This window comes from Stutzerimonas stutzeri (genome assembly GCF_000590475.1).
Classification (GTDB): domain Bacteria; phylum Pseudomonadota; class Gammaproteobacteria; order Pseudomonadales; family Pseudomonadaceae; genus Stutzerimonas; species Stutzerimonas stutzeri_D.
Genome location: NZ_CP007441.1, coordinates 3,690,747 through 3,713,238, shown reverse-complemented (window position 1 = coordinate 3,713,238; position 22,492 = coordinate 3,690,747). Strand labels below are relative to the sequence as shown.

The 22,492-nt window shown below is 61.4% G+C and carries 20 protein-coding genes; 9 read left to right on the top strand and 11 right to left on the bottom strand.

What is annotated here, in order from left to right; translation table 11 throughout:
- Positions 1–24: 24 nt before the first annotated feature.
- The 5 genes from CH92_RS16880 to gatC all read right to left on the bottom strand — a co-directional run bounded on the left by CH92_RS16880 (position 25) and on the right by gatC (position 4,913).
- A complete protein-coding gene (locus tag CH92_RS16880; RefSeq protein ID WP_025242943.1) occupies positions 25–1,110 on the bottom strand; it encodes a calcium/sodium antiporter in 1,086 nt (361 codons plus the stop codon).
- 30 nt (positions 1,111–1,140) lie between these two features.
- Complete coding sequence (locus CH92_RS16875) at positions 1,141–1,524, bottom strand: septal ring lytic transglycosylase RlpA family protein (protein WP_025242942.1); 384 nt, start codon at positions 1,522–1,524, stop codon at positions 1,141–1,143.
- Between the two features lie 179 nt (positions 1,525–1,703).
- Positions 1,704–3,149, bottom strand: a complete 1,446-nt coding sequence (gene gatB, locus CH92_RS16870; protein ID WP_025242941.1) for an Asp-tRNA(Asn)/Glu-tRNA(Gln) amidotransferase subunit GatB — start codon at positions 3,147–3,149, stop codon at positions 1,704–1,706.
- A gap of 10 nt (positions 3,150–3,159) precedes the next feature.
- Complete coding sequence (gene gatA / locus CH92_RS16865) at positions 3,160–4,611, bottom strand: Asp-tRNA(Asn)/Glu-tRNA(Gln) amidotransferase subunit GatA (protein ID WP_025242940.1); 1,452 nt, start codon at positions 4,609–4,611, stop codon at positions 3,160–3,162.
- Between the two features lie 14 nt (positions 4,612–4,625).
- Positions 4,626–4,913 carry an Asp-tRNA(Asn)/Glu-tRNA(Gln) amidotransferase subunit GatC gene (gene gatC, locus CH92_RS16860; RefSeq protein WP_025242939.1) on the bottom strand — a complete coding sequence of 96 codons (288 nt, stop codon included), beginning with the start codon at positions 4,911–4,913 and terminating at the stop codon, positions 4,626–4,628.
- Between the two features lie 312 nt (positions 4,914–5,225).
- Between gatC and mreB the strand changes: the two genes are divergently transcribed.
- From mreB to tldD, 8 genes are all read left to right on the top strand, one after another.
- The gene (mreB, locus tag CH92_RS16855) at positions 5,226–6,263 is read left to right on the top strand and encodes a rod shape-determining protein MreB (protein WP_025242938.1); all 1,038 of its coding nucleotides are present in this window, start codon (positions 5,226–5,228) and stop codon (positions 6,261–6,263) included.
- A 272-nt stretch (positions 6,264–6,535) separates the two neighbouring features.
- Positions 6,536–7,489: a rod shape-determining protein MreC gene (gene mreC, locus CH92_RS16850; protein WP_025242937.1), complete on the top strand. Its 954-nt coding sequence runs from the start codon at positions 6,536–6,538 to the stop codon at positions 7,487–7,489.
- Positions 7,486–7,974 (top strand): rod shape-determining protein MreD, encoded by a 489-nt coding sequence (gene mreD, locus CH92_RS16845; protein ID WP_025242936.1) that lies wholly within the window; start codon positions 7,486–7,488, stop codon positions 7,972–7,974. The genes mreC and mreD overlap by 4 nt, the downstream gene beginning before the upstream one ends.
- A gap of 84 nt (positions 7,975–8,058) precedes the next feature.
- Entirely contained in the window at positions 8,059–8,649 is a 591-nt protein-coding gene (locus CH92_RS16840) for a Maf family protein (RefSeq protein WP_025242935.1), read from the top strand.
- A gap of 89 nt (positions 8,650–8,738) precedes the next feature.
- Positions 8,739–10,196 (top strand): ribonuclease G, encoded by a 1,458-nt coding sequence (gene rng / locus CH92_RS16835; protein ID WP_025242934.1) that lies wholly within the window; start codon positions 8,739–8,741, stop codon positions 10,194–10,196.
- A gap of 417 nt (positions 10,197–10,613) precedes the next feature.
- Positions 10,614–14,420 carry a YhdP family protein gene (locus CH92_RS16830; RefSeq protein ID WP_025242933.1) on the top strand — a complete coding sequence of 1,269 codons (3,807 nt, stop codon included), beginning with the start codon at positions 10,614–10,616 and terminating at the stop codon, positions 14,418–14,420.
- 46 nt (positions 14,421–14,466) lie between these two features.
- A complete protein-coding gene (locus CH92_RS16825; protein WP_025242932.1) occupies positions 14,467–15,312 on the top strand; it encodes a carbon-nitrogen hydrolase family protein in 846 nt (281 codons plus the stop codon).
- Between the two features lie 2 nt (positions 15,313–15,314).
- Positions 15,315–16,757, top strand: a complete 1,443-nt coding sequence (tldD, locus tag CH92_RS16820; protein ID WP_025242931.1) for a metalloprotease TldD — start codon at positions 15,315–15,317, stop codon at positions 16,755–16,757.
- Between the two features lie 58 nt (positions 16,758–16,815).
- Here tldD and yjgA read toward each other — a convergent pair whose 3' ends face one another.
- Positions 16,816–17,337: a ribosome biogenesis factor YjgA gene (gene yjgA / locus CH92_RS16815; RefSeq protein WP_025242930.1), complete on the bottom strand. Its 522-nt coding sequence runs from the start codon at positions 17,335–17,337 to the stop codon at positions 16,816–16,818.
- Between the two features lie 106 nt (positions 17,338–17,443).
- On the opposite strand from yjgA, the gene pmbA reads away from it, so the two are divergent.
- The gene (gene pmbA / locus CH92_RS16810) at positions 17,444–18,790 is read left to right on the top strand and encodes a metalloprotease PmbA (protein ID WP_025242929.1); all 1,347 of its coding nucleotides are present in this window, start codon (positions 17,444–17,446) and stop codon (positions 18,788–18,790) included.
- A 29-nt stretch (positions 18,791–18,819) separates the two neighbouring features.
- Here the strand turns inward: pmbA and CH92_RS16805 are convergent, their stop codons facing one another.
- The 5 genes from CH92_RS16805 to CH92_RS16785 all read right to left on the bottom strand — a co-directional run bounded on the left by CH92_RS16805 (position 18,820) and on the right by CH92_RS16785 (position 22,450).
- Complete coding sequence (locus CH92_RS16805) at positions 18,820–19,092, bottom strand: HPr family phosphocarrier protein (RefSeq protein WP_025242928.1); 273 nt, start codon at positions 19,090–19,092, stop codon at positions 18,820–18,822.
- Between the two features lie 8 nt (positions 19,093–19,100).
- Entirely contained in the window at positions 19,101–19,958 is an 858-nt protein-coding gene (gene rapZ, locus CH92_RS16800; RefSeq protein WP_025242927.1) for an RNase adapter RapZ, read from the bottom strand.
- Positions 19,959–20,081: 123 nt separating this feature from the next.
- Positions 20,082–20,546 (bottom strand): PTS IIA-like nitrogen regulatory protein PtsN, encoded by a 465-nt coding sequence (gene ptsN, locus CH92_RS16795; RefSeq protein ID WP_025242926.1) that lies wholly within the window; start codon positions 20,544–20,546, stop codon positions 20,082–20,084.
- A gap of 6 nt (positions 20,547–20,552) precedes the next feature.
- Positions 20,553–20,861: a ribosome hibernation-promoting factor, HPF/YfiA family gene (gene hpf, locus CH92_RS16790; protein ID WP_025242925.1), complete on the bottom strand. Its 309-nt coding sequence runs from the start codon at positions 20,859–20,861 to the stop codon at positions 20,553–20,555.
- Positions 20,862–20,941: 80 nt separating this feature from the next.
- A complete protein-coding gene (locus CH92_RS16785; protein ID WP_025242924.1) occupies positions 20,942–22,450 on the bottom strand; it encodes an RNA polymerase factor sigma-54 in 1,509 nt (502 codons plus the stop codon).
- Between the last annotated feature and the right edge of the window lie 42 nt (positions 22,451–22,492).

Genomic DNA, 22,492 nt, shown 5'->3' with positions numbered 1-22,492 from the left:
GCGCTCCAGGAGGGAAAGGGGGGCTCAGCGCTGGTATTTCCAGGCGCGCAGAAAGATCACCAAAAGCGTGATGGCGGTCAAGGGCAATACGTACCAAGTCATTGCATGGCGCAACAGACTGATTGCCGGCAGGCCGGTGGAGAACATCACCAGATACAGCGTATAGGCCAGGTAATAGCCGAAGAACAGCGAGCCTTCCCAGCGGTTTATGCGGTAGCCGGAAAAGAAGATCGGCAGGCAGGCGGCAAACACCGCGAGCATGACCGGCAGATCGAAGGCCAGCGCATTGGGCGAAATGGACAGGCCATTGGTCGAGACCAGTGCCCCGGCGCCGAGCACGAGCAGCAGGTTGAAGATACAGCTGCCGACGACGTTGCCGACGGCGATATCGCGCTCGCCTCGGTAGACGGCCAGCAATGAAGTCGCCAACTCGGGTAGCGAGGTGCCGACGGCAATCACGGTGAGGCCAATGACCAGTTCCGACAGGCCAAGTGCTCGCGCCAATGCCACTGCGCCTTCGATCAGCAGGTTGGACCCTGCAATCAGCAGGCCCAGCCCAAGCAGGATCAGCAACAGCTGCAATACCCAACCGAATGGCTTGGCCTGCCCCTCGGCGCTGTACTCGACGGCGAACTCGTCCCGTTGTGCGCGCTGCTTCTCGCGTCTGCTGGCGATGACCAGAAACAACGTATAGAGCAAAAGAAGCGCCAGCAGAACGCAGCCGTCCAGACGACTGACGGTACCGTTCGAGGCGAGGCCGAAAGTCAGCACTCCGGCGCCGATCATCACCGGCACGTCGAGGCGCACCAGCTGACGCGATACCAGCAACGGGGCCACCAGGGCGGACAGACCGAGAATCAGCAGGATGTTGGCGATGTTGCTGCCGATTACATTGCCGACGGCGATGTCGCCGCTGCCGTTCAACGAGGCCTGGATGCTGACTGCCGTTTCCGGTGCGCTGGTGCCGAACGCGACGACGGTCAGGCCAATGATCAGCGGGGAAATACCAAAGCGCGCGGCCAGCTTCACGGCGCCGCGTACCAGCGCTTCGGCGCCCACCACCAGCAATACCAGCCCGGCGATCAGATAGGCGGAAATCATCAAACTCATCGAAACTCCGTGTTCGGGCGCGCGGCCCTGTCAGTCCACTCTTTCGATTTTTACCCTGACAATGCCGTCTTCGAGCAGGTCGAGCTTGTCGGCAGCGGTGCGCGACAAATCGATGATTCGTCCCGGCTTGTATGGGCCCCGATCGACGATACGCACAGTGACCTGCCTGCCATTGTCCAGGTTGGTCACCTTCACCCGCGTACCGAATGGCAACGTCATGTGTGCGGCAACCCGTTCGTTCTGATTGAAGGTTTCGCCGCTGGCGGTCTGCTCGCCGTGAAAGCTGCGAGCGTAGTAAGAGGCTTCGCCTTCCTGAATGAAGGTGCTTTTGGCTTTCGGTTCGACGTCCGGCTTTTCGCCGCAGCCGCTCATCAGGCCCAGGAACAGCGCAGCAAGCAGCAGTCTGGTTCGCATGAGCTACCTTTCCTGGACGGAGTCAGTCGAATACCGGCCTGCGGAGCAGGCAATGGCCTCGAAAAACTTGGAGCGTCAAACGAGGCAGCCGTTCAGCGTTTCGGCGGGCGCCTACACGCGAGCTGTCCGCCCTGCGGGCAGGGCGCAAGCGAGGCGGGCCCGGCCCGCCTCTTGTCGGTTCACCCCTCGAGCTTGCTTTTGAGCAGCTGATTGACCTGAGCGGGGTTGGCTTTGCCCTTGGACGCCTTCATGGCCTGACCGACGAAGAAGCCGAACATCTTGCCGCGCTTGGCTTCATCCGAGGCGCGGTATTGTTCGACCTGCTCGGCGTTGGCCGCCAGCACCTCGTCGAGCATCTTCTCGATAGCGCCGGAGTCCGTGACCTGCTTGAGACCTTTCTTCTCGATGATCTCATCGGCCGAGCCTTCGCCGGCGGCCATCGCCTCGAAGACCATCTTGGCGATCTTGCCGCTGATGGTGTTGTCCTTGATGCGCTGGATCATGCCACCCAGTTGTTGGGCAGAGACGGGCGACTGATCGATATCCAGATTGTCCTTGTTGAGCAGGCTGGAGAGCTCGCCCATAACCCAGTTGGCGGCCAGCTTGGAGTCACCGCAGACCTGCTGCACCGCCTCGAAGTAGTCAGCCATCTCGCGGCTCGCGGCCAGGACATCGGCGTCATAGGCGGACAGGCCGAACTTGCGCTGAAAGCGCTCGCGCTTCTCGACCGGCAGTTCCGGTAGGCTGGCGCGTACCTCGTCGAGGAAGCTCTGTTCGATCATCACGGGCAGCAGGTCGGGGCAGGGGAAGTAGCGATAGTCGTTGGCTTCTTCCTTGCTGCGCATAGAGCGCGTCTCGTCCTTGTTCGGGTCGTACAGGCGGGTTTCCTGGACAACCTTGCCGCCGTCCTCGATCAGCTCGATCTGACGCTGCACTTCATGGTTGATCGCCTTCTCGATGAAGCGGAAGGAATTGACGTTCTTGATCTCGGCGCGGGTGCCGAACTCGGCCTGACCTTTGGGGCGTACCGAAACGTTGCAGTCACAGCGCAGCGAGCCTTCAGCCATGTTGCCGTCGCAGATACCCAGGTAGCGCACCAGCGCGTGAATGGCTTTGACATAGGCCACCGCTTCCTTGGCGCTGCGAATGTCTGGCTCGGAAACGATTTCCAACAACGGCGTGCCGGCACGGTTGAGGTCGATCCCACTCATGCCGTGGAAGTCTTCGTGCAAGCTCTTGCCGGCGTCTTCTTCCAGATGCGCGCGAGTGATGCCGATGCGTTTCTGCGAGCCATCTTCCAAGGTAATGTCGAGGAAGCCCTTGCCGACGATGGGATGGTCCATCTGGCTGGTCTGGTAGCCCTTGGGCAGATCCGGGTAGAAGTAGTTCTTGCGGGCGAAGACGTTCTTGCCGGCGATCTCGGCATCAATTGCCAGGCCGAACTTGCAGGCCATGCGCACGGCTTCGGCATTGAGCACCGGCAGCGTGCCGGGCATGCCCAAGTCAATTAGGCTGGCCTGGGTGTTGGGCTCGGCGCCAAAGGTGGTGGCGCTGCCGGAGAAGATCTTCGATTCAGTCGCGAGCTGTGCGTGGATTTCCAGCCCGATCACGGTTTCCCATTGCATGTGTTCGTCCTCAGAATCCGCTCGGTGCTTGTTTATGCCACTCGGTGACCTGTTGGTACTGGTGAGCAACGTTGAGCAGGCGGCCTTCCTGGAAATACGGAGCCAACAGCTGCACGCCCACCGGTAGACCATCGATAAAGCCCGCTGGCATTGAGAGACCGGGGATGCCAGCCAGGTTGGCGGTAATGGTGTAAATGTCTTCCAGATAGGCCGAGACCGGGTCGGCGTTCTTCTCGCCGAGCTTCCAAGCCAGGTTGGGTGTGGTCGGGCCAAGAATCACGTCGACTTCGTCGAATGCGCTGACGAAGTCGTTCTTGATCAATCGGCGGATCTTCTGTGCCTTCAGGTAGTAGGCATCGTAGTAGCCGGCGGACAACGCATAGGTGCCGACCATGATCCGGCGTTTGACCTCATCACCGAAACCTTCGGCGCGAGAGCGCTTGTAGAGATCAGTCAGGTCGGCCGGGTTCTCGCAGCGATAGCCGAAGCGCGCGCCATCGAAGCGCGACAGGTTGGAGCTGGCTTCGGCCGGCGCGATCACATAATAGGAGGGGATGGCGTGCTGCATGTTCGGCAGGCTGATTTCTTTCACCGTTGCGCCGAGCTTCTTCAGCACTTCGACCGCAGCCATTACCGCGTCGGCGATCTTGGCGTCCAGGCCGGCGCCGAAGTATTCCTTCGGCAGGCCGATGCGCAGGCCGGTCAGCGGCTTGTCGAGGGCGGCGAGGTAATCATCCAGCGGCTGATCGACGCTGGTGGAGTCCTTGGGATCGAAGCCGGCCATGGCGCCGAGCATCAGCGCACAATCTTCGGCGGTGCGAGCCAGCGGCCCGCCCTGATCAAGGCTCGAGGCGTAGGCAATCATGCCCCAGCGCGAGACGCGTCCGTAGGTTGGTTTCAGGCCTGTCAGGTTGGTCAGTGCCGCAGGCTGACGGATCGAGCCGCCAGTGTCACTGCCGGTTGCGGCGGGCAACAGGCGTGCCGCCACTGCCGCGGCCGATCCGCCGGAGGAGCCGCCGGGCACCCGGGTCAGGTCCCAGGGATTCTTCACCGCGCCGTAGAAACTCGATTCGTTGGCTGAACCCATGGCGAATTCGTCCATGTTCAGTTTGCCTAGCGAGACGGCACCGGCGGCGGCGAGTCGTTCGACGACCGTGGCATCGTAGGGCGACTTGAAGCTGTCAAGGATCTTGGAGCCGCAGCTGGTGCGTACGCCCTCGGTGCAGAACAGATCCTTGTGACCGATCGGCGCACCCAGAAGCGCGCCGTTTTCACCTTTGGCGCGGCGTGCATCGGCCGCCCGTGCCTGAGCGATGGCCTGCTCTTCGGTGATGGTGATGAAGCTGTTCAACTGCGGGTCGAGCGTCTGAATGCGCGTGAGCAGCGAGCGGGTCAGTTCCTCGGCGGAGAACTGCTTGTCGGTCAAGGCGCGAGCGATTTCGGCGAGGGTCAGTTGGTGCATGTCGGCGTCCTTCATTACTCGATCACCCGCGGGACCAGATACAGGCCGTCTTCAACGGCTGGCGCGATCGCCTGGTAGGCATCACGCTGGTTGCGTTCTGTGACCGCGTCGGGGCGCAAGCGCTGATGGGTTTCCAGCGGATGAGCGAGCGGCTCGATGTCGGTGGTGTCGACCGCTTGCATGCGGTCGACCAGGCCCAGGATGTTATTCAGGGTCTCGGTGGTGCGGGGCAGGTCGTCTTCATTCAGGCCCAGGCGGGCCAGATGAGCGATCTTCTCCACCTCGGAGCGTTCAAGCGCCATCGGGATTCTCCAGCGGGAAGCGAATCGGTACGCCTTCCGTCGGCAAAGGCCGACGCAAGAGCAGCAGGGTCGAGCCGCAGCAGCGAGCATTCGAGCCCGGAAAAGCCGTCAATCTTACATGTCTGCGGCGCTCGCCGGTAGCACGGCTGCGGCTTACCGGTCATCCGACGGACTTTTCCTCCTGGTTATTTTTTGAGCAGTGGCTCACGTCTGTCCAGACGAGCGCCTACGAGCGCCTTGCCCTAACTTCGCACCATTGTTAGAGTTTGCGGCACTTTTTTCCCCACGCGTTTGCCCCAGGGCCCTTTCCCCATGTTCAAAAAACTGCGTGGCATGTTTTCCAGCGATTTGTCGATCGACCTGGGCACTGCCAATACCCTTATTTATGTGCGCGACCGCGGCATCGTCCTGAACGAGCCCTCAGTGGTTGCCATTCGTTCGCACGGCAACCAGAAAAGTGTCGTCGCGGTGGGCACCGACGCCAAACGCATGCTCGGCCGGACCCCTGGCAACATCAACGCCATACGGCCCATGAAAGACGGTGTGATCGCCGACTTCAGCGTTTGTGAAAAGATGCTGCAGTACTTCATCAACAAGGTTCATGAGAACAGTTTCCTGCAGCCCAGCCCGCGCGTCCTGATCTGTGTTCCCTGCAAATCGACCCAAGTTGAGCGTCGCGCCATTCGTGAGTCGGCGCTTGGTGCTGGTGCGCGGGAAGTTTTTCTGATCGAAGAGCCGATGGCCGCGGCCATTGGCGCCGGGCTGCCGGTCGACGAAGCGCGTGGCTCGATGGTCGTCGATATCGGCGGCGGTACTACCGAGATCGCGCTGATTTCCCTCAACGGGGTGGTTTACGCCGAGTCTGTGCGTGTTGGCGGCGACCGCTTCGATGAGTCCATCGTCACCTATGTACGTCGCAACTATGGCAGCCTGATCGGTGAGTCCACCGCCGAACGCATCAAGCAGGAAATCGGCACCGCGTTCCCGAGCAGCGATGTGCGCGAAGTCGACGTTCGCGGCCGTAACCTGGCCGAAGGCGTGCCGCGCAGCTTCACCCTCAATTCCAACGAGGTCCTCGAGGCGCTGCAGGAGTCGCTGGCGACTATCGTCCAGGCGGTCAAGAGTGCGCTGGAGCAGTCCCCCCCCGAACTAGCGTCGGACATCGCCGAGCGCGGTCTGGTGCTGACCGGTGGTGGCGCGTTGTTGCGTGACCTCGACAAGCTGCTGGCACAGGAGACCGGCCTGCCAGTCATCGTGGCGGAAGAGCCGCTGACCTGCGTTGCGCGTGGTGGTGGCCGAGCGCTGGAAATGATGGACCGTCATGCCATGGATCTGTTGTCCACGGAGTGAGTGACAAGCGCTAGCAAGCCGTTTAAAAAACTAGCTGCATTGGCAAATACTTCGTTGAAAACAGCCTCAGAATGCTCATTTAGAAACCTAAACTGCGCTTCTTCGGCTGTTGTCGCCTCGTCTTGCCTGCCTCGCCTACGTTTTTCAACGGCCTGATAAGCTCCAAGCGCAAGCCGATAGCAGGGGCTGCTCTGCTCTCGGCTTGTCGCGTTTAGTTTGAAGCCTGCAGCTGCGAGGACCCGCCCATCAAACCACTATTCGCCAAAGGACCTTTGCTCGGGGTGCGCCTACTGGTGCTCTGCGTGCTCTGTGTCGCGTTGATGGTAGTGGATGCACGCTTCGAGACGCTAAAGCCTTTGCGCAGCCAGATGGGGCTGGTATTGACGCCCTTTTACTGGCTGGCCGACCTGCCGGTGCGGACCTGGCAGCGGGCGACCGAGCAGATCAGCAGCAGCACCAGCCTGGTGGCCGAGAACGAGAAGCTCAAGGCCGAGGCGCTGTTGATGCAGCGGCGTCTGCAGAAGCTGGCGATGCTGACCGAGCAGAATGTGCGTCTGCGCGAGCTGCTCAATTCCGCTGCCCTGGTCGACGACAAGGTGATCGTCAGCGAGCTGATCGGACTGGATCCCAACCCCTTCACTCATCGCATCCTGATCGATAAGGGCGAGCGCGACGGCGTGTTTCTCGGCCAGCCGGTGCTCGACGCCAGTGGATTGATGGGGCAGGTCGTCGAGGTCATGCCCTACGCTGCTCGGGTGCTGCTGCTGACGGACGTGACCCATAGCATCCCGGTGCAGGTCAATCGCAACGGTTTACGCGCGATAGCGGTGGGCACCGGCAGCCCTGACTATCTCGAATTGCGCCATGTCGCCGAGACGGCCGACATCAAAGAGGGCGATTTATTAGTCAGCTCCGGGCTCGGGCAGCGTTTTCCCAGCGGTTATCCGGTCGCACAGGTTACCGAGGTGGTGCGTGGTTCCGGACAACCCTTCCTGATCGTTCGCGCCATTCCCACTGCCATGCTCAATCGCAGCCGCTATCTGTTGCTGGTCTTCAGCGATGCAAGGACGCCGGAGGAGCGAGCCACTGCGGCCGCGAAGGCTCAGGAGTCAGCCGACCGCGATGCCGCCGAGCAGGCGGCACCTGGGCCTGACGCTTCAGCTGAGCCACAAACGCCGACCTCTGCGCCGGACGCTGCGGCGCCGGATAATGAGAGTCGGCAATGATCAGCGGGCGCTTGAACAATGGCTGGGTCATCTGGCTGTCGCTATTGCTGGCGCTGCTGCTCAGCGTGGCGCCGATGCCCGAACGCTTCGGGCTGGCACGTCCGCTCTGGCTCGGCATGGTTATCGCCTACTGGGCGATCACCTTGCCCCATCGTGGCGGGATGGCGACGGCGTTCTTCTTCGGACTGATGCTCGATGTACTGTCCGGCACGCTGCTGGGGCAGAACGGCCTTCCGCTGATTCTGATCACCTTTCTGGTGTTGAGTCTGCAGCAGCGTCTGCGGATGTTTCCGCTGCTGCAGCAAAGCCTGGTGCTGCTGGTGATTCTGGGGCTCGGCCAGTTGGTGCAGTTGTGGCTCAACACGCTGACAGGCAATCGCCCGCCAACGCTGCTGTTTCTCGTCCCCGTGCCGGTCAGTGCATTGCTCTGGCCTTGGATGTTCGTCGCCCTGCAATGGGCGCGGCGGCGCTTCAACGTCTACTGAGCCGTTGCCGGTGGCTGCCGAGTTGCTTCCGGGGCCCGCCTGGATATGCGAACCTGCTCCGCTCGTTTTGCCCAAGGAGCCAGCATGCCCGCATTGTTTCTCGCCTCCGCGTCGCCACGACGCCGTGAATTGCTGACTCAGATCGGCGTTCCATTCTCCCTTCTTACGGTATCCATCGACGAAACGCCGAGCGCCGCGGAATTGCCTGACGCGTACGTCCAGCGTTTGGCACGCGAGAAGGCCTTAGCGGGCCTGTCGCTGATCGACGATGACTCCGCGTGCGTGCTGGGCGCAGACACCACGGTCGTGCTGGATCAGCAACTTCTTGGCAAGCCCGCCGACAAGGCGGATGCACTGGCGATGTTGCAGGCGCTTTCCGGTCGCGAGCATCAGGTAATGACTGCCGTTGCACTGGCCAACAGGTCGGGATGCGTGGTGCGTCTGGTCACCAGCCGGGTGCGCTTTCGACCGATTCGGCTCGACGAAGCCGAGGCTTACTGGGCCAGCGGCGAGCCCCGGGACAAGGCTGGTAGTTACGCTATTCAGGGCTGGGGGGCGATCTTCGTCAGCGCGCTGGAGGGCAGTTATTCGGCAGTGGTCGGGCTGCCGTTGTGTGAGACGGCCCAACTACTCGACGCCTATGGGCTCCGTTACTGGTGTAAAAGCTTGGTATAGAGCCTGGGGCTTGGCGGCTTATGCCGTTAGAATCGAGCCAACTCGTCAGCTTCGGCTGCTATACCCACCGCCATCGGCCGAGAACAATAATGAGCGAAGAAATCCTGATGAACATCACCCCCATGGAGTCGCGGGTGGCGGTGGTGGAGAACGGTGTCCTGCAGGAAGTGCATGTCGAGCGGACTCAGCGTCGCGGCATCGTTGGCAACATTTACAAAGGCAAGGTGGTTAGGGTGCTGCCCGGTATGCAGGCGGCCTTCGTCGACATCGGCCTGGAGCGTGCGGCCTTCATCCATGCCTCGGAGATCTCCAGCCGTGAGGGCAACGCCGTCGAACCTATCAGTGCGTTGGTGCATGACGGGCAGGCGTTGGTCGTACAGGTCACCAAGGATCCGATCGGCACCAAGGGCGCGCGGCTGACCACGCAGCTGTCGATACCTTCGCGCTACCTCGTGTACATGCCCAAGACCAGCCACGTGGGGATTTCCCTGCGCATCGAGGACGAAGCCGAGCGCGACCGTCTCAAGCAGGTGGTGGCTGAGTGCATCGCAGCAGAAGGGATCAAGGAAACCGGTGGCTTCATTCTGCGAACCGCAGCCGAAGGCGCCGGCAGCGATGAGATTCTCATGGATATCCGCTACCTGCGCCGTCTGTGGGAACAGATCGACGGTCAGATGAAGACTGCCGGCGCACCCTCGCTCATCTATGAAGATCTGTCGCTGGCCATGCGCACCCTGCGGGATCTGGTCAATCCGCGCATCGAGAAGATCCGCATCGACTCGCGGGAAAACTTCCAGAAGGTCAGCCAGTTCGTCGGTGAGCTGATGCCCGAGCTAAATGAGCACCTCGAGCATTACCCTGGCGAGCGGCCAATCTTCGATCTGTACAGTGTTGAGGACGAGATTCAGAAGGCTCTTGAGCGCAAGGTCATGCTCAAGTCCGGCGGCTATCTGATCATCGACCCGGCCGAAGCGATGACCACCATCGACGTCAATACCGGGGCGTTCGTGGGCCATCGCACCCTCGAGGAAACCATTTTCAAGACCAACCTCGAGTCGGCCACCGCCATTGCCCGTCAGCTGCGGCTGCGCAACCTTGGCGGAATCATCATCATCGACTTTATCGACATGGAGGACGAAGAGCATCGTCGCCAGGTCTTGCGCACGCTGGAGAAGCAGCTGGAGCGTGATCACGCCAAGACCAATATCATCGGAATCACCGAGCTGGGGCTGGTACAGATGACCCGCAAGCGCACCCGCGAAAGCCTCGAGCAGGTGCTGTGCGAGCCGTGCATGTGCTGCCAGGGCAGGGGCAAAATGAAGACCCCGGAGACTGTCTGCTACGAGATTTTCCGCGAAATCCTTCGCGAGGCCCGCGCCTACCAGCCCGAAGGCTATCGCGTACTGGCGAATCAGAAGGTCATTGACCGGCTGCTCGACGAGGAGTCGGGTAATGTCGCCGATCTCGAGAGCTTCATCGGTCGCTCGATCAAGTTCCAGGTGGAGACCATGTATTCGCAAGAGCAGTACGACGTGGTGCTGCTCTGACTAGGGACTGTTGCCGTTTCGCTGCGAGCCGCGTTGCTGCGCCAAATCTCGCCAGGCAAGGCAGCGCCCGCTCCCGGCGGGCCTGCTGCATTCACCCCATCCATGTGGATCGCGCGGGGCACAGGTAATGGTCGCTCCCTTACCAAGTCCTGCAACGCCGCCTGGCGAGATTTGCCGCGCGACCCGTCGGGGCAGGATGATTCTTGTGCGATACGGCGTTTCTCGTCGCTTATTTGGAACGACTAAACTGCACGACTCGTGCGATCTCCATGGATGGGGTGACTGCCGCAAGCCCGCCGGGAGCGAGCACGGCCTTGTCTCGCGCAATAACCGGCTCCGTCGCGGCCGCGACGAAACGGGAACAGACCCTAGATGCAAGCCCAGCCATCCGGGCCCGGGTGTGCGGAGCGTATCCGTATGAGTCGGCTCCTTTCATTTGTTCTCCTCTTTCTGCGCCGCAGCCTCTGGCTGGGTGCGATCGGACTGATGCTCCTGGCGCTATACGTGAGCCTCGGTCGGCAACTGGTGCCGCTGGTCGCCGAGTATCGCCTCGAAGTCCAAGACAAGGCGCGCGAACTGTTGAGCGTGCCGATCGAGCTCGGCAGTCTGGAAGGTCGCTGGGAGGGCTTCTCGCCGCGGTTGCTGGCCCACGACGTGATTCTCGGCGAAGGTGATACGGCGATGCGGCTGGATCGCCTGGCACTGGTGCCGGATGTTGCCGCCAGTCTTCTGTCTCGTCAGCTGCAGTTGAAGACGGTGGAATTCATCGGTGTCCATTTGAATCTGATCCAGGACGCGAATGGCAGATGGCGCGTCGGTGGCCTACCCGAGCGCGGCGATCAGGCGCCGACCGACGTGCCGAAACTCTTGGGTGAGCTGCAGAAGATCCAATATCTGCGACTGCTGGATAGCCAAATTACGATCGAGGCGCACGCCGAAGCGCCAGTCACCCTGACCTATGCCAATCTCGAGCTGCATACCGTTGGCGAGCGTTTGCGCCTCGACGGGCACTTGCTGCTGCCGGACGGCCAGCCGCTGAGTACGCATGCTCAGGGGCGAGTGCAGGCCAATGACTGGCAAGCCAGTGAAGCCGAGCTCTACCTCAGCCTGCCGCAGAGCGACTGGGCGGCCTGGTTGCCGGAGAGCCTGACGGGTAGCTGGGCGCTCGATCAGCTTCAGGCAGGCGGTGAGGTGTGGCTCGACTGGCGCGAGCACGGGCTGGCCCGTGCGGTGGCTCGACTGAACGTACCGGTGCTGCGCGCGGGCCGATCGCAGCGGGATCCGGTCCAGATCGAAGACCTGGCAGTGAACGCCTATGTCGATCAAGCGGACGAAGGCTACCGACTGCAATTTGATGGTCTGGCCTTCACGTTCGCAGGAAACCGTTGGCGGGATACCGCAGTGGTGATCCAGCAAAACATCGCCGAGGATCGCTGGCGTCTGCAAACCGATCACATCGCCGTCGGCCCGGTGGCGGCACTGGCCCATGCCATGGTGCCGCTGCCCGAACTGGCAAACGAATATCTGCTCGGGCTGGCTCCGAGCGGAACCTTGCGTAACCTGCAGCTTGACTATCGTCCGGCGGCACCCGGAGTCGAGCGTTTGGCATTCACCGCCAATCTTGAGGAGGTCAGCATCGCTGCGCACCATTGGGTGCCGGCCGTGCGCAACGTCAGCGGTGCGATACAGGGCAATCTCGCCGGCGGTGAGCTGCGCTTCGACAACCGCGATTTCAGCCTTCATCTGGCTCAGCTGTTTCCGCGGCCCTGGGACTACTATCGTGCCCGTGGCAGCCTGCGCTGGAAGCTCGACGACCAAGCCGTCACGCTCGCTTCGCCCTACTTGCAGGTCGAGGGCGAAGAGGGACAAATAGCCGGCGATTTTCTGATCCGTTTAATGCGCGATCCGGCGGCTGAGGACTACATGGATCTACGTGTCGGTATGCGTGACGGGGATGCCCGCTTCACAGAGAAATACCTGCCGACACGCTCGCCGGCGCTGAGTCCGGCTCTAAGCGAATGGTTGAACACGGCGATTCGCAGCGGCACCGTTGAACAGGGGTACTTCGAGTACCAAGGCTCGATAAGCAAGGGGGGCGACGATAATTCGCGCAGCTTGAGCCTGTATTTCAAGGTGCGGGATGCCGAGCTCGCATTTCAGCCCGGCTGGCCAATCCTGCGAGAAGGCCGTGGTGAGGTGTTAATCGAGGACAGTGGCGTGCGGGTCCGTCTTGCCGAGGGCCGGATGCTCGACAGCCGGTTACATGACGCTACGGCTGAAATACCGCATGTTCCCGGTGCTCAGGCACTGCAGCTTAATGTCGAAGGGCGAGTAGACGGCCATCTGCGCGATGCGCTGACACTGATGCAAGTGGCGCCCATCGGCACGAGTGAGCTGTTCGCAGGTTGGCGCGGCGAGGGACCATTGAGCGGGACACTCAAGCTGGACATACCGCTGGCCAAGGGCGGGCGACCTCAGGTGGTTGCCGATTTTTCCAGTACCGATGCTTCGCTGTTCATCAGGCAGGCAGACCTGCAGCTCGATGCGTTGGGCGGCGAGTTTCGTTATGACAGCGAGCGGGGGTTCAGTTCCAAGGCGTTCCGCGGCCGCGCGCTGGGCAGCCCCATACAGGGCAAGGCCCTCGCCGATGGGGCGCCGGGCGAGCCGTCCACACGGATCGAAGCGTCGGGCACCGTGGCTCTGCAGCGACTCCTGGCGTGGAGGAAGATCGAACAGCCGCTGCCCGCCTCTGGAGAGCTGCCGTTCAGGCTGAGTTTGAACCTGAGCGGCACCGACAACCAGTTGCAAGTCGATTCCTCCCTGCTGGGCACCGCTCTGGCGCTTCCGGCACCGTTCGGCAAGACGGCCGAGGAGCGGCGCGACACCACGCTGCAAATGACCTTTGGTGGCGATCGACAGCGCTACACGCTCCGACATGGGACGCTGGCAGCGCTGGCGTTTATCGTGCCGAGCGGCGACTGGGCCGAAGGCGACGGTGAGCTAGTGTTGGGCGGTGGCGCGGCGAATCTGCGCACCGATCAGGGCCTCTACGTGCGAGGCAAGCTGCCGCAGCTCGAGCTGGCTGCATGGCAAGCGGTGCTGGAAGCCTATGGCCAGTCGTCGACGAATCAGGCGAGCAAGAACACGATGCTGCGCCAGGCCGACCTCGACATCGGCGCGTTCGATGGATTCGGCACGCATATCGACAATCTCGCCGTCGAGTTGCGCCGTCTTTCCTCGGGCTGGCTGCTTGGCCTGGACAGCGAGACGGTGGCCGGAACCGTACGTTTGCCGGATACCGATGGCGAGCCCATCGCAGTGGATCTGTCGCGTGTGCGGCTTCCCGCAGACGTACCGAACAGTCCCCAGACGCAGCCAGAGGATGCGCTGGCGGCCGTCGATCCGAAGCGCTTGCCCGCGATGAATATCACCGTGGCCGAAGTACTTCGGGGCGATGAGCCGATGGGGTCGGGGTCGTTGAAAATGCGGCCGAGCACGGATGGCGTAGCATTCACGGATCTCGCCCTGGATCTGAAAGGCTTGAAGTTGGGCGGCTCCGGCGGCTGGGGTGCCACACGGAGCTGGTACAAGGGGCGCCTGGAAGGTGAAAACGTCGCCGATGTGCTGCTGGGCTGGGGGTTTGCGCCCTCGACCACCAGCAGGGACTTCCGTCTGGATGTAGACGGAAGCTGGCCCGGCTCTCCTGCATTCTTCGCCCTGAGCCGATTGTCCGGCAGGCTCGATGCTCGGCTGCGCAAGGGCCAACTGCGCGAAGTGGATGGCAGCGCACAGGCGCTGCGGGTCTTCGGTCTGCTCAATTTCGACTCGATCGGCCGGCGTCTGCGATTGGATTTCTCGGATCTGTTCAGCAAGGGTCTGAGCTACGATCACATCCAGACTGAGCTGGTCGCGACGGACGGCGTCTACGTGACTTCGCAGCCACTGACGGTGGTCGGGCCGTCCAGCAATCTGGAGTTGAATGGCCAACTGGATCTGGTTAAAGATCAGATTGACGCCACGCTGCTGGTAACGCTTCCAGTCAGCAACAACCTGCCATTGGCGGCCCTGATCGTCGGCGCGCCTGCAATCGGCGGCGCCTTGTTCGTCGTGGATAAGCTGTTGGGAGACAAGGTTGCCCGCTTTGCCAGCGTTCAGTACAAGGTCGAGGGGCCATGGCAGGCGCCCAAGATCACCTTTGACAAGCCCTTCGAGAAGCCCAACTGAATGTCATTTCCAGCGGGCGGCTGAGTGCCGTCAGGGGTAATCAAGCATGAGCCTCGCCGTAATTCAGATGGCCAGTCAGGCCGACATCCGAGCGAATCTCGCCAGCGCAAGGCGGCTGCTGGAGCGGGCCGCCGAGAGTGGTGCGCGGCTTGCGGTATTACCGGAAAACTTCGCCGCCATGGGGCGTCCCGATCTGCCGGCGGTCGGCCGGGCCGAAGCAGAGGGGGGCGGGCCGATCCTGCCATGGTTGAAACAGACGGCCCGCGACCTCAGGTTATGGATAGTCGCTGGCACGCTGCCGTTGCCTCCAGACGACCAGCCGCAAGCGAAGGTCCGGGCCTGTTCGCTGCTTTTTGACGATCAGGGCCAACGGGTCGCGCGTTACGACAAGCTGCATTTGTTCGACGCTGAGGTGAGCGACGCGCGAGGCCGCTATCGGGAGTCGGATGACTACGCGGCGGGGGATCGACTGGTGGTCGTCGATACGCCGGTGGGGCGACTAGGCATGACGGTATGTTATGACCTGCGTTTCTCCGAGCTGTACGCGGCGCTGCGTCTGGGCGGCGCCGAGCTGATCAGCGCCCCTTCGGCGTTCACTACCGTGACCGGCCAGGCGCATTGGGAGATGTTGATACGTACGCGGGCCATCGAGACGCAATGCTATATGCTGGCCGCAGCGCAGGGTGGTGAGCACCCTGGCGGACGGCTGACTCATGGGCATTCGTCTATCGTGGATTACTGGGGGCGCGTGTTGAGCGAGCAGATAACCGGCGAAGCGGCGCTGACCGTCGACCGAGATGCCGTCGAACAGGCTGCGGCACGTCAACGCATGCCGGTGTCGAGTCATCGCCGATTCGCCGCGCCTCGCATTGTAACGGGCACTTTGGAGTAGATATGAGTGAACTGTTGTTACCTGTCACCGAGCGCCTGCTGACACCGGGTGGATTGGGTCTCGATGATCTGCCGGGTTTGCTCGGCGAGCTGGCCGGCCCCGGTATCGATGCTGCGGATCTGTATTTCCAGGACCAGGTGACCGAGTCCTGGGTGCTGGAAGATGGCATCGTCAAGGAAGGCAGCTTCCATCTAGAGCAAGGCGTGGGAGTCCGCGCGCTGTCCGGTGAGAAGACCGGTTTCGCCTACAGCAACGCGATTACCGCCGATGCGCTGCGCCAGGCTGCCGAAGCGGCTCGCTCGATTGCCCGCGGCGGCCAGCAAGGCCGTGTGCAGGTGCTGTCGAAGGCTGCCTTCGCGCCGCTGTATGGCCGGGACAATCCGCTAGAAGGGCTTGGTCGAGCAGAGAAAGTCGAGTTACTCAAGCGTATCGACGTCGCCACGCGGGCGCTGGATCCGCGTATCAAGCAGGTTACGGTCAGCCTGGCGGGCGTCTGGGAGCACATTCTGGTGGCTGGCCTTGACGGCGGCATGGCAGCGGACATTCGTCCGCTGGTGCGCTTCAACGTCAGCGTCATCGTGGAGCAGAACGGCCGCCGTGAACGTGGCGGCCAGGGCGGAGGCGGGCGTACCGGATACGATTATTTCCTCAGCGAAGACCGGGCGATGGACTATGCCCGCGAGGCGCTGCGGCAGGCGCTGGTCAACCTCGAAGCGGTTGCGGCACCGGCCGGTACGCTGCCGGTGGTACTCGGGCCGGGCTGGTCCGGAGTATTGCTGCATGAGGCCGTCGGTCATGGGCTGGAAGGCGACTTCAACCGCAAGGGCAGTTCTGCCTACAGCGGTCGGATAGGTCAGCAGGTAGCCTCCAAACTGTGCACCATCGTCGACGACGGCACGCTGGCTAATCGCCGCGGGTCGCTCAGCGTAGACGACGAAGGCACGCCTACCCAATGCACCACGCTGATCGAGAACGGCATACTCAAGGGCTACATTCAGGACAAGCTCAACGCGCGCTTGATGGGTGTTGCCCCGACGGGCAATGGCCGGCGCGAGTCCTATGCTCACCTGCCAATGCCGCGAATGACGAACACCTACATGCTGGCGGGCGAGAGCGATCCGGAGGAAATCATTCGGTCGGTGAAAAAGGGCATCTATTGCGCGAGCCTTGGCGGCGGACAGGTGGACATCACCAGCGGTAAGTTTGTGTTCTCGACCAGTGAGGCCTACCTGATCGAGGACGGCAAGATTACCGCCCCCGTGAAGGGCGCCACCTTGATAGGCAACGGACCGGAGGTGATGAACAAGGTATCGATGGTCGGTACCGACCTGGCACTGGACAGCGGCGTTGGCACCTGTGGCAAGGACGGCCAGTCGGTACCGGTCGGCGTCGGTCAGCCGACCTTGAAGATCGACGGCATCACGGTGGGAGGAACCGGAGCTTGAAGCTGGAAGCCAGAAACTGGAAGCAATGCAAGCCACTTTGAGCTTCAAGCTGAAGCTTTTATCTCAGCCCACGCAGCGTCTCGTCCAGTTCGCGAATGTACTTGAAGATCTTGCGGCTGGCTGCTGGAGGTTTGTTTCGTGCCGCTTCGTGCTGGGCGTGGCGGATTAGACTGCGCAGGTGCTGACGGTCGGTCTCGGGGTACTCCGTAACGAAGGCTTCGAGGGTTTCGTCGTTACCGGCGATGAGACGGTCACGCCAGCGTTCCAGCGCATGGAAGCGTTCATTGTATTGGCGGGTGGAGGCGTCGAGCTGGTCAACCAGAGCCAGGATGGCGTCGACGTCCTGATCGCGCATCAGCTTGCCGATGTACTGCAGGTGACGTTTGCGTGCGATATGCGCGGTGTGCTTCGGCGCGTCGCCCAGCGCTTTGCGTAGAGCATCGGTGAGTGGCAGGCGGTCCAGTACGTCGGGCTTGAGGGTGGTGAGGCGCTCACCCAGCTCCTGAAGGGCGTGGAGTTCACGCTTGACCTGGGTTTTGCTTTTCTCCTCGAAGCCGTCGAGATCGGAAATATCAGACATGGGGCTGGTCCAGTAGGGAATGCCGCCATGATAACAGCAGCCTTGCCGTGGAGCTCAGTCGAGCACCCTTGGCTGCGATTGGATCGAATCAGTTGTTGGAGTGTTTATGAGCGAAATTGAGGGAATCGGCCCGCACGCATTGCCCGAATTACGTGAAAAAGTCGCGCGGATCATAGAGGAGGCCAAACGGCAGGGCGCCAGCGCCTGCGAGGTATCCGTCTCGATGGAACAGGGCTTGTCGACCACGGTCCGTCAGCGCGAAGTGGAGACGGTCGAGTTCAATCGTGATCAGGGTTTCGGCATCACGCTGTATCTCGGCCAGCGCAAGGGCTCGGCGAGCACCACTGGCGGCGGCGATGAAGCGGTTCGCGAAACGGTGGCGGCCGCGCTGGCGATCGCCAAGCATGCCTCAGAAGACGAGTTCGCCGGGCTTGCCGATTCAGCCCTGATGGCCAAGGATCTGCCTGATCTAGATCTTTATCATCCGTGGGATATTGCTCCGGATCAGGCCGTGGAACTGGCGCTTGCCTGCGAGGCGGCCGCTTTTGATACCGATAAACGCATTCTCAACGCTGATGGCACCAGCCTTAGCACCCATCAGGGCTGTCGCGGCTATGGCAACAGCCACGGTTTTATCGGTGCTTACTGCAGCACTCGTCACAGCCTTAGCAGCGTGATGATTGCAGAGGCCGATGGCCAGATGCAGCGTGACTATCACTACGACGTCAGCCGTGTCGCTGGTGACCTGGCGTCCGCCGAGTCGATTGGCCGGCGTGCCGCCGAACGCGCCGTTCGCCGTTTGGGTGCTCGTCCCGTACCGACCTGTGATGTTCCGGTGCTGTTCTCCTCGGAGCTGGCGACGGGGTTGTTCGGCCACTTCCTCGCGGCGATTTCCGGCGGCAACCTCTATCGCAAATCCTCCTATCTGGAAGATGCGTTGGGACAGACGCTATTTCCCGAGTGGTTGAGTCTCGACGAACGCCCGCATTTGCTCCGTGGGCTGGCCAGTTCGGCCTATGATGGCGATGGCCTGGCGACCTATGCCAAGCCATTCGTCGAAGACGGCAGGCTTCTTTCCTACATATTGGGTACCTACTCCGGACGCAAACTGGGCATGCCCAGTACAGCCAACGCGGGTGGCGTGCACAATCTCTTCGTTACTCACGGCGATGAAGATCAGGCCTCACTGATTCGTCGCATGGGTCGCGGGTTGTTGGTCACCGAGCTGATGGGGCAGGGCTTGAATCTGGTCACGGGCGACTATTCGCGTGGTGCCGGCGGTTTTTGGGTGGAGAACGGAGAGATCCAGTTCCCGGTGCAGGAAGTCACCATCGCCGGCAATTTGCGCGATATGTTCCGCCAGATCGTCGCGGTGGGCTGTGACGTTGAGACGCGCAGTAGCATTCACACCGGGTCGGTATTGATCGAGCGGATGAAGGTGGCGGGCAGCTAGAACGGCAGCACAGCGTTGGTTGACGTGGCTTATTCGCCTTCTTCGAAATAGTTTTCGATCAGCGCGATCAACGCATCGAGCGCGTCCTGCTCCCGTTCGCCTTCGGCGTGCAGATGCAAAGCGGTGCCTTTGCTGGCGGCGAGCATCATCACGGCCATGATGCTTTTGCCGTCGATGAGGCTGGCAGGGCATCGCCCGACTCGGATATCACAGGGGAACTGGTTGGCGACACCGACGAACTTGGCGGCCGCGCGGGCATGCAGCCCCAGCTTGTTGATGATGGTGATTTCGCACGAGGGCATGTGAATTCCTAAGCCAGGTCGCGGTGGCGGACCTGGACGTTCTTCAAGGAGTCGCGCAGCGCCTGACCGAGTCGCTCAGCCAGATAGACCGAACGGTGGTGTCCACCGGTGCAACCAATGGCTACCGTCACATAGGCGCGATTGCTGGCGGCGAAACGCGGAAGCCATTTACTCAGGTAAGCAAAAATATCCTGGAACATCTCTTCGACATCCGTTTGTGTCGCGAGGTAGTCGATGACGGGCTGATCCAGTCCGGAAAAATCACGCAGGTCGGCCTTCCAGTACGGGTTGGGCAGGCAGCGCACGTCGAAGACCAAGTCGGCGTCTACCGGCATGCCTCGTTTGAAACCAAAAGATTCGAAGAGAAACGCCGTGCCCGGTTCAGGTTTGTTCAGCAGGCGCAGTTTCAGCGTGTCACGGAGCTGATAGAGGTTCAGGTGCGTCGTGTCGATCTTCAGGTCGGCGTGGTCGATGATGGGAGCCAACAGCAGCTCTTCGTCATGAATGGCTTCAGCCAGGGAGCGGTTCTGATTGGTCAGCGGGTGTCGCCGACGTGTTTCCGAGAAGCGCTTGAGTAACGTCTCGTCCGCCGCATCGAGATACAACACATCGCACTGGATATAGCGGGCGCGGACGTCTTCGAGCAGTTCCGGGAAGCGCTTCAGCTGGCTCGGCAGATTGCGCGCATCAATGGATACCGCGACTTGCGGCTGCAGCAGCTCGGTATGCAGCAATGCCCGCTCTGCCAGCTCCGGCAGGAGGCCGGCGGGAAGGTTGTCGATGCAGTAGAAGCCGTTATCCTCGAGCACGTCGAGCGCCGTGCTTTTGCCCGACCCAGAGCGGCCACTGACGATAATCAGGCGCATTGCAACATCATGTCGGTCAAAGCGCGGGCGCGAAGGCCTTGCTGCACGCAGCGCCGGCGGGTTGGGTGTCGGCAGATGGAAGGCACGTCTCTTTCCTCACTCAGCGTAGGCGATGCCGTTGCGCTAGCGACCGCTCTGAATATCGACGATGGCCTGATACAGATCCTGTCCCGTGGAGGCCTGGCGTAAACGTTCACGAACGTCCTCGCGGTCCAGCATGCTGGCGATCTGACGAAGCAGTTCGAGGTGTTCGTCGGTTGCCGCTTCCGGCACCAACAGCACGAACAGCAGATCGACCGGTGCACCGTCGATGGCATCGAAGTCCACTGGCGCATCAAGCCGCAGCACCGCGCTGAGCGGCGATGTGCAGCCGGGCATGCGGCAGTGAGGGATTGCAATTCCGTTGCCGAAGCCGGTGGAGCCAAGCTTTTCGCGGGCGATGAAGCTTTCGAAGATGGCTTGGGAGTCCAGGTCTGGAAGGTCTTGTCCGAGCACCTTGGCGATCTGTTCCAGAACGCGTTTTTTGCTGCCGCCCGGTACATTCACCAGGGAACGACCGGGGGTCAGGATATTTTCGATTCGGATCATGATGGGTCAGCGAGCTAGGGCGCCCTGGTTATGGTCGAGCTGTTTTTCTTTGTGCTTGATGAGCTGCCGGTCGAGCTTGTCAGCAAGCAGGTCTATGGCCGCGTACATGTCCTCGTGTTCGGCATTGGCGACGACTTCGCGTCCGGCTACGTGCAGCGTGGCTTCGGCCTTCTGCCTGAGTTTTTCAACCTGAAGGATTACCTGGACGGCAATGATGCGGTCGAAATGCCGTTCCAGTCGGTCGAACTTCTCCTCGACGTAGTCACGCAGGGCTTCTGTGATTTCCAGGTGAAGGCCAGTGATGTTGACTTGCATACTGCATCTCCTTTTTGCCACGTGCGAATTGGCGGGCTGAGTACCCGCCACCGGAAGAAATCGACCAGGTCGCCTGGCATTTACATCAACCGCTTACGCTCGCTGGATGGGGCGATACCGAGTGATTCGCGGTACTTGGCGACGGTGCGGCGTGCAACTTGAATACCCTGTGCCTCCAGTAAACCAGCGATCTTGCTGTCGCTCAATGGCTTTTTCGGGTTTTCCGCGGCGACCAACTTCTTGAGGATCGCTCGTATGGCGGTGGAGGAGCACTCGCCGCCTTCGGCCGTACTGACGTGGCTGGAGAAGAAATATTTCAGCTCGTAGATGCCACGAGGCGTGTGCATGTACTTCTGCGTCGTGACCCGCGAGATCGTCGATTCATGCATGCCGACCGCTTCGGCGATGTCATGCAATACCAGCGGCTTCATGGCTTCGTCGCCATGCTCGAAGAAGCCGCGCTGGTGCTCGACGATTTGAGTGGCGACTTTCATCAGCGTCTCGTTGCGGCTGAGCAGACTCTTGATGAACCAGCGTGCCTCCTGCAACTGGTTGCGCATGAAGGTGTTATCGGCACTGGTGTCGGCACGCTTGACGAAGCCGGCATACTGCGGATTCACCCGCAGGCGCGGCATCGCCTCCTGGTTCAGTTCGACCAGCCAGCGGCTATTGTGCTTGCGCACAATCACATCGGGCACGACATACTCCGGCTCGCCTGCTTCGATCTGCGAGCCGGGTCGTGGATTTAGCGTCTGAATCAGATCGATGACCTGGCGCAGCTCGTCTTCCTTGAGCTTCAGGCGGCGCATCAGCAGGCTGTAGTCGCGTCCACCGAGGGTGTCCAGGTGGTCGCTGACCAGTCGCATCGCCTCGCCCAGCCAAGGGGTTCGCTCGGGAAGCTGACGCAGCTGCAGCAGCAGGCATTCGCGTAAATCTCGTGCACCGATCCCGGCAGGTTCGAATTGCTGGATACGGCGCAGCACCACTTCGATCTCATCGAGCTCGATTTCTAGCTCGGGATCGAAAGACTCAAGGACTTCTTCGAGGGTTTCGTCGAGATAACCCTGGGGATTGATGCAATCGATCAAGGTGGCCGCAATCAGGCGGTCGGTGTCGCTCATCGGGGCGAGGTTGAGCTGCCAGAGGAGATGACTTTGCAGGCTTTCACCGGTGGAGGTGCGGGTGGTGAAGTCCCATTCGTCGTCGTCACTGCTGGGCAGGCTGCTGGCGCTGGTCTGGTAAATGTCTTCCCAGGCGGTGTCAACGGGCAGTTCATTGGGGATGCGGTCGCCCCAGTCGCCTTCCTCGAGGTTCTCCACCGTGTTGATGGGTTCCTCATAGTGGTTGTCCGGCTCGCTCAGTTCGTTCGAAGTGCTTTCCGGTTTCTTTTCGATCGACTCGGCCATCGGATCGGAGTTGTCGAAGTCGTCTCCGTCCTCTTCGCGCTCGAGCATCGGATTCGAGTCCAGCGCTTCCTGGATCTCCTGCTGGAGATCGAGCGTGGATAACTGGAGTAATCGTATGGCTTGTTGCAGCTGCGGTGTCATCGTCAGCTGCTGGCCCATCTTCAGGACTAGCGATGGTTTCATGGCAGAGGACTTCGAACCTTGTTTGCCGGCGCAACCGCGCCT

Excerpts from the sequence above, each read along its gene's own strand:
- CH92_RS16880 (WP_025242943.1), bottom strand. The coding sequence starts at position 1,110 with ATGAGTTTGATGATTTCCGCCTATCTGATCGCCGGGCTGGTATTGCTG.
- CH92_RS16875 (WP_025242942.1), bottom strand. The coding sequence starts at position 1,524 with ATGCGAACCAGACTGCTGCTTGCTGCGCTGTTCCTGGGCCTGATGAGC.
- gatB (WP_025242941.1), bottom strand. The coding sequence starts at position 3,149 with ATGCAATGGGAAACCGTGATCGGGCTGGAAATCCACGCACAGCTCGCG.
- gatA (WP_025242940.1), bottom strand. The coding sequence starts at position 4,611 with ATGCACCAACTGACCCTCGCCGAAATCGCTCGCGCCTTGACCGACAAG.
- gatC (WP_025242939.1), bottom strand. The coding sequence starts at position 4,913 with ATGGCGCTTGAACGCTCCGAGGTGGAGAAGATCGCTCATCTGGCCCGC.
- mreB (WP_025242938.1), top strand. The coding sequence starts at position 5,226 with ATGTTCAAAAAACTGCGTGGCATGTTTTCCAGCGATTTGTCGATCGAC.
- mreD (WP_025242936.1), top strand. The coding sequence starts at position 7,486 with ATGATCAGCGGGCGCTTGAACAATGGCTGGGTCATCTGGCTGTCGCTA.
- CH92_RS16840 (WP_025242935.1), top strand. The coding sequence starts at position 8,059 with ATGCCCGCATTGTTTCTCGCCTCCGCGTCGCCACGACGCCGTGAATTG.
- rng (WP_025242934.1), top strand. The coding sequence starts at position 8,739 with ATGAGCGAAGAAATCCTGATGAACATCACCCCCATGGAGTCGCGGGTG.
- CH92_RS16830 (WP_025242933.1), top strand. The coding sequence starts at position 10,614 with ATGAGTCGGCTCCTTTCATTTGTTCTCCTCTTTCTGCGCCGCAGCCTC.
- CH92_RS16825 (WP_025242932.1), top strand. The coding sequence starts at position 14,467 with ATGAGCCTCGCCGTAATTCAGATGGCCAGTCAGGCCGACATCCGAGCG.
- tldD (WP_025242931.1), top strand. The coding sequence starts at position 15,315 with ATGAGTGAACTGTTGTTACCTGTCACCGAGCGCCTGCTGACACCGGGT.
- yjgA (WP_025242930.1), bottom strand. The coding sequence starts at position 17,337 with ATGTCTGATATTTCCGATCTCGACGGCTTCGAGGAGAAAAGCAAAACC.
- pmbA (WP_025242929.1), top strand. The coding sequence starts at position 17,444 with ATGAGCGAAATTGAGGGAATCGGCCCGCACGCATTGCCCGAATTACGT.
- CH92_RS16805 (WP_025242928.1), bottom strand. The coding sequence starts at position 19,092 with ATGCCCTCGTGCGAAATCACCATCATCAACAAGCTGGGGCTGCATGCC.
- rapZ (WP_025242927.1), bottom strand. The coding sequence starts at position 19,958 with ATGCGCCTGATTATCGTCAGTGGCCGCTCTGGGTCGGGCAAAAGCACG.
- ptsN (WP_025242926.1), bottom strand. The coding sequence starts at position 20,546 with ATGATCCGAATCGAAAATATCCTGACCCCCGGTCGTTCCCTGGTGAAT.
- hpf (WP_025242925.1), bottom strand. The coding sequence starts at position 20,861 with ATGCAAGTCAACATCACTGGCCTTCACCTGGAAATCACAGAAGCCCTG.
- CH92_RS16785 (WP_025242924.1), bottom strand. The coding sequence starts at position 22,450 with ATGAAACCATCGCTAGTCCTGAAGATGGGCCAGCAGCTGACGATGACA.